The following is a 5,747-nucleotide window of genomic DNA, read 5'->3' on the forward strand; positions in this document are numbered from 1 at the left end:
GGCAAACCGAGGAGTTCGAAGGTTTGCCTTCGAGGCACTGCGACGCTATGCGATAAGTACCGATGAACAAGGGGCTTCTTGACCCGCATCGCAGCCTGGCGCGCAATCGGAAAGTGTCGCGAAGAGCTGAGTTGAAACTCTTAATCAGCGGGTCCCAGGTTCGAGCCCTGGTGCGCCCACCAAGGAGATCAATACATTTCGCGCCAGGCGCTAGCCGTCAGCGCCTCGCCGTCGCGCCACCGCCGACGTTCCATCCGCGGCCGCTTTCGCCGAAGATTTCGTAGCCATCCGGCGTCACGGCGACCGTGTCCTCCAGCTTGATGAAGCCCCGCTTCGGATGTTTCATGGTGGTTTCGATCGACACCACCATGCCCGCCTGCAAAGGCCGCGAAGCATCATAGTCGTCGTAGGGAACCGGGCCCGTCGTGGTCAGGCGCGGCGCTTCGTGGCTGACAAGACCCATGCCATGGGCCAGGAACTCGGTATGGACGCGCTGGCTGGTCCGGGCGAGCTCCTTCTCAGCGGCGGCATAGATGTTTCCGCCGGGCGCGCCGGCCTTGACCGCGGCGAAGCCAGCCTGCTGAACCGATTCGATTTCAGCAAGGAGGTCCTTCAATTCCTGGTCGGGTTCGCCCAGCACTGCCATGCGGGCGAGGTCGCCGATATAGCCATGATAGTTGCCGCCCGAATCAAGCGACAGCACGTCGCCCTGTTCCCAGCGCTGCTCGGATGGCGCCCGGTTGTGGCTGTCGCCGCACGCGAGCAGGCAATATTCAAAGGTCAGGCCGCGCCGGACCTCGGCAACCCGCAACGCCTCGAATAGCTCGCGCTTGGTCGTGCCCGGGCCATGCCCGGCGATGACTTCCAGCATCGACTCGGTCACCAGCTCCGAGGCCGTCTTGAGCTTGGCAAGCTCCTCCGGAGATTTCACCGCGCGCAGACGCTCCAGCACGAACAGGGCGTCCTTGATCTCGCTGCCGGGGAGGGCCCCTGCCAGGGCGTTGCCCGCGTCCACTGGCAGAAACGCCATCTCGACCCCGATGCGCTTTGCCGGCACGCCGGATTTCCTGATCAGGTCGGCCGCGCGCCTGATGGCGTCGACCGAGCCCATGCTTTTGGTCTGGACTTCCGGCACCCACAGCGGTGCAACCGCACGCTGGTGAGCTTCCAGGGGAGCGCCGAAATAGCCGGTCTTGTCAGGTGCGCCCTTGGCATAGACGAACACGGGCAGATAGCGGCTGACCCCGATCGCATCCATGTAATCGAAGAAGATCGCGCGCTCGGCGTTGAGCAGATATTGCACGTTGTGCTTCGACGTGGCGAGCAGCACGTCAATGCCGGCCTGTTCCATCAGGCCATCGAGCTTGGCAGCATCGAAGGGGATGGTGGGACGGGACTGGGGTGGACGGTTGACGCTTTCCTGCATGACGGTTCTCCAGGCGAGGCAGCTTACGACAACTGCCTCTTCGATGTCAGGTTTCGTTGATGGCCGACTTTCGATCTGCGAAGCAACATAAGCGTCGTCCGTGTCAACTTATCTGCTCCCGCATCGCAAAATCCTCGGCCGGCGAAGGAATTTCGTCCTGCCTCAAAGCCAGCGGTCTGCCGTGCGTCTCGACGCCCAGCCAGGTAAAGGCGAGCCCGATCGCGAGGCCGCAGGCGGCAAGGAACAGGAAGGCCGGCGTGACCGCCTCGATCGTCGCCTTGGGCGTGATCAGATTGGAGGTGCCTGCAATCAGTGCCAGACAAAGTGGCCCCGCGATCTTGCCGATGCCGTTTGCAGCCTGGGCCAGGCCCACGCCGCGTGCGGCAAGCCGCACGGGGAAGATCTCGGCGGAGTAGGGTGCGATATTGGAAAACCCGCCGTCGAAAAACAGCGCCGCCGGAATGAGCAGGACGGCAAAAGCGGGATAGCCGAACAGCGTGCGATCGAAGAACAACGCGGCGACTCCCAGCGAAACCGCGATGCCGTATCCCATGATCGCGCCGCACAGTCGTCGTCCGATGTAATGCGGAAGGAAACTGAAGGTCACTCGGCCGAGCATGCCTGTCAGGCTGACGACGACGAAGAGGGGTGCTGCCTGTTGCGGCGTGACGCCCATCAGCAGTGCGACAATGGTCGGCCCCCACAGAAACACGCCATAATTCGCGGTGCTGGCCCCGAACCAGACGATGACGGTGAGCAGGAATAGCCTCGGCTGGGTCAGCAGATCCGCGAAGCTCGACGGGAGCTCCGTCGTTGCGTCGATCGGTGCCGTCGTCCGCGGCAAGGTGTCCTCCGGCCGCTTCAGCGCGCGCGCAACGATTTGGCGGGCTTCCGCCGTTCGGCCGCGCGTGACCAGCCAGCGCACGGATTCCGGCGTGATCAGGGCGATCAGCGCTGCCGGCAGCAGCGGAATGAAGCCGAGCGCGGCAAGTCCGCGCCACCCGATCAGATGCAGCAGGGTCGCGGCCGTCAGCGAGGCCGTCAGCACGCCGAGCGACACCGGAATCACCGTCGCGCTGGTGATGATCGTGCGATTGCGGGTCGGCGTATACTCGACGATCAATGGCAGTGCTACGGAAGCGGCGGCACCGACGCCGAACCCGACCACGAAGCGAAGGCCGGTAAACAGGATCCATGCGCCGTCCGGGATCAGCGAAACGGCGCCGGCGCTCAGCGCACACAGGGCAATGCCGGCCACCAGCAGCATCTTGCGGCCGAAGCGGTCCGCCAGTGCACCCCAGATCAGAGAGCCGAAGATCGCGCCGACGCCGGCGCTCAGCAGCATGATGGAGGTCTGACCAAAGGTCAGGTGCCATTCCGGCGCCAAAACCGCGACCAGAAAGCCGACGAGGAAGTAGTCGAAATAGTCGAAGACACTGCTGGTAACGCCGAGCCCTATGGTTGCCCAGTAGCGCGCGTTCAGCGGAGCCTGATCATACAGAGTGACGAGATCCTCCCCTCGATCGGCCATGATCGTTCTCCTCCGGGTTTTGTCGTTGCGAGTTGTCTTCCTGCAGAAAGGCTTTCACGGGCGCCGCCACCGCCGCGGGGTTCTGTCGGGTGGCGACATGGCCGACGCCGGGAATGACCACGCTCCGGGCGTTGTCGATCTCGCTCACCAGCGACAGCGTATGCGCCGGCGGAATGAGCCGGTCCTCGGCGCCGGCCAGCACCAGCGTCGGGGCGGTGATCCTGCGGAGATCGACCGAGATCGGCCGCGACAGAACGGCGCCGCGGCGGGCCTTCTGCCCGTCGGTACGGCTGTTGCCGCCGAAAATCGCCGAGGTTTCCGGATGGGACGCGAGATAATCACGCGTGAAGAAGAACTCGGCGAACTCGGCCGCCGACGCGGGCAGGCGGCTGCGCAATTCTGCAAATCTCGGAAAGTCTGGATTGATCGACCCCACCGCAATGCCGGGCCGGAACGTGCTCGACAGCACCAGGCGGTCGACGCGTTCGGGATGGCGCGACGCCAGCGTTTGCGCGATCACGCCGCCGAACGAGGTGCCGAAGACGTGGGCGCAGGGATGGCCCAACGCCGGGATCAAGGCCGCCGCATCGTCGGCCAGTTCCTCGAGACCATAGGGGATAGGCGGATTGCTCGTGCCGCCGGAATCGCGCTGATCATAGGCGATCACGGTGCAGGAGTCCGCAAGCAGCGGCGCAAAGGCGTTGAACATGGAATGATCGGCTTCGGCGCCATGGAGCAGCAACAGCGGCGGTCCTTTGCCGGTGCGTTCGAAACAGATCGTCGTGCCGTTGGCCTCGATGGTTTCCATCAATGCAGCACCGTTTGCAGGGCGCCCGCCAATTCGCGCGCGGGATCGGACGGGATATAGGGCATGCGCCAGGCGACATGGCCATCGGGCCGCACCAGCACCGCGCCGCGCATGCCCATGTGGATGCCATCCGCATCATGTGCGTTTGGCAGCTTCTGCACATTGATCTTCAGGCCGGTCCTTTCGGCCACGTCGCGGCCGGCTTCCAGCCAGACATCGCCGAGCGGACCGGCGACGACGGTGAAGTCCCTGTCGAACCAGTCGAGCGTCGAATGTTTCCGCGCCATGTCGAGCCAGAGATGAGGGAAGCGGCCACCCGGCCGGTCGGTCGGCGTATAGACGCGGGTGAGATGGCCGCCGCGCGGCGTGCCGTCGGGAATGACGGCGCCTTCCTCGTAGCTGAAGCCGAGCGCCTGGCCGATGCTGTGAAGGTGATTGTCCAGATCATTGACCCAGAACCGGATGCGATCTTCGTTGCCGGAACGCACCGCATCGTCGATCCGCCTGAAGCGGATCATGTTGCCGTAGCTGAAATCCGCGTTCGACTCCGCAATCGGACGCCGTTCGACGTCATAGCTGTCGAGCAGCTTGTCCGATGCCAGCCCGCGCAGCACATAGACGAGCTTCCAGGCGAGGTTATGTGCGTCCTGCACGCCGGAGTTCAGGCCGAAGCCGCCGGTTGGCGGAAAGCGGTGCGCGGCGTCACCGACGAGGAAGACCCGCTGCTTGCGGAAGGTTTGTGCGACCTGCCGGCTCATCCGCCAGATGGATCGGTTGAGCAATGTGATGTCGAGATCAGGCACGCCGACATGGGTGCGGATGATCTCGATCATCTCCGCGTCGGTCCACGGCCGCGGCCGCTCATCCTTCTCCCATCCGATCTGAATGAGGGAAAGCCAGCGATCCCTGCCGTTGGTGTTGAGGATGCTGGCGCGCGGCGGCATGCCGGGTGCCGGCTCCCTGGAATACACCATGTAGCCGGCCGCTTCGCGGGCCAGCGGAAAGCGCGAGAGGTCGCCCTTCCAGTATTCGTTCAGGATCACGGCAAGGGTCGCAGGTCCTTCCATGTCGATGCCCGCGCGGCGCCGCGTCCGGCTGCCGGCACCATCACAGGCCAGGAGATACTTGGCATGCCAACGCTCGGTGCGATCGGTGTCGACCGAATGGATCTCGCAGATGACGCCGTCCTCGACTTCCTCGAAGCCGATGAATTCCGTCGAGAAATTGACCTGAACCAGGTTGGAGTGCTGGATGACCCGGTAGATTTCCTCCTCGACGGCGTCCTGCGCCACCAGGGATTTCCACGCAGGCGTCTGGCCGAGGTTGGATTCCGGCCGGGACCGGCTGATCTCGCGACCGGCAATGCTTTCGACCTGCACGAACAAGTCGGACTTGTCCTGCAAGCCGCGGTCGCGGATGGCCTGCTCGATCCCCCATTGGCGGAAGATCTCCATCGTGCGGACCCAGCAGCCACGGGATTTCGGATGGTCCGTCGTCGTGGGCGCTTTCTCGACAATGACGGCGTCGATCCCGAAGCGGTCGAGCAGCAGTCCCATGGCAAGACCGACCGGACCGCCGCCGACGATGAATACCGACGTGCGGCGCGTGGCATCTGCGACGCCCATGCGTTTGCTCCCCGTGTCGTGTTGCACCGTGCTCTTTTGTAACGTGCCTTTCGTGAAAGACTGCGCCGCCCTTTGATATCTCGCAAGAATATGTTTGATATGGACTCGATCTCGTTTTGAGATGGCGGGTGCAAACGGATGGATTTACGGCAGCTTCGCTATTTCGTCGCCATCGCGGAACGCGGCGGCTTCGGCGCTGCAGCAAGCGCGCTCAACGTCGCGCAATCGGCATTGTCGCGGCACATCAAGCAGCTCGAGCATGAGCTCGGCGGAGCGCTCTTGCAGCGCAGCGCTCGCGGGGTGTCGGTGACCGAATCCGGCAAACTGCTGTTGGCGAGAGGACGCTGGCTGCTGGGT

Annotated in this window: 5 protein-coding genes; 1 reads left to right on the top strand and 4 read right to left on the bottom strand. The window is 64.0% G+C overall.

Features of this window, described 5'->3' with window-relative positions; translation table 11 throughout:
• Window positions 1–217 precede the first annotated feature (217 nt).
• The 4 genes from JOY90_RS11780 to JOY90_RS11795 all read right to left on the bottom strand — a co-directional run bounded on the left by JOY90_RS11780 (window position 218) and on the right by JOY90_RS11795 (window position 5,390).
• Entirely contained in the window at window positions 218–1,426 is a 1,209-nt protein-coding gene (locus JOY90_RS11780) for a Xaa-Pro peptidase family protein (protein ID WP_291691315.1), read from the bottom strand.
• Window positions 1,427–1,529: 103 nt separating this feature from the next.
• Window positions 1,530–2,957: an MFS transporter gene (locus tag JOY90_RS11785; RefSeq protein ID WP_291691316.1), complete on the bottom strand. Its 1,428-nt coding sequence runs from the start codon at window positions 2,955–2,957 to the stop codon at window positions 1,530–1,532.
• Window positions 2,920–3,765 carry an alpha/beta hydrolase gene (locus tag JOY90_RS11790; protein ID WP_291691317.1) on the bottom strand — a complete coding sequence of 282 codons (846 nt, stop codon included), beginning with the start codon at window positions 3,763–3,765 and terminating at the stop codon, window positions 2,920–2,922. The genes JOY90_RS11785 and JOY90_RS11790 overlap by 38 nt, the downstream gene beginning before the upstream one ends.
• Entirely contained in the window at window positions 3,765–5,390 is a 1,626-nt protein-coding gene (locus tag JOY90_RS11795; protein WP_291691318.1) for an FAD-dependent monooxygenase, read from the bottom strand. Before JOY90_RS11795 ends, JOY90_RS11790 begins: the two co-directional genes overlap by 1 nt.
• Before the next feature lie 138 nt (window positions 5,391–5,528).
• Here JOY90_RS11795 and JOY90_RS11800 point away from each other — a divergent pair.
• Window positions 5,529–5,747, top strand: a 219-nt coding sequence (locus JOY90_RS11800) for a LysR family transcriptional regulator (protein WP_291691319.1), incomplete at its 3' end; no start/stop codon positions are given.

Origin of the sequence: Bradyrhizobium sp. (assembly GCF_019242285.1) — a bacterium.
Classification (GTDB): domain Bacteria; phylum Pseudomonadota; class Alphaproteobacteria; order Rhizobiales; family Xanthobacteraceae; genus Bradyrhizobium.

Coding starts and splice junctions, on each gene's coding strand:
- JOY90_RS11780 (WP_291691315.1), bottom strand. CDS start 1,426: ATGCAGGAAAGCGTCAACCGTCCACCCCAGTCCCGTCCCACCATCCCC.
- JOY90_RS11785 (WP_291691316.1), bottom strand. CDS start 2,957: ATGGCCGATCGAGGGGAGGATCTCGTCACTCTGTATGATCAGGCTCCG.
- JOY90_RS11790 (WP_291691317.1), bottom strand. CDS start 3,765: ATGGAAACCATCGAGGCCAACGGCACGACGATCTGTTTCGAACGCACC.
- JOY90_RS11795 (WP_291691318.1), bottom strand. CDS start 5,390: ATGGGCGTCGCAGATGCCACGCGCCGCACGTCGGTATTCATCGTCGGC.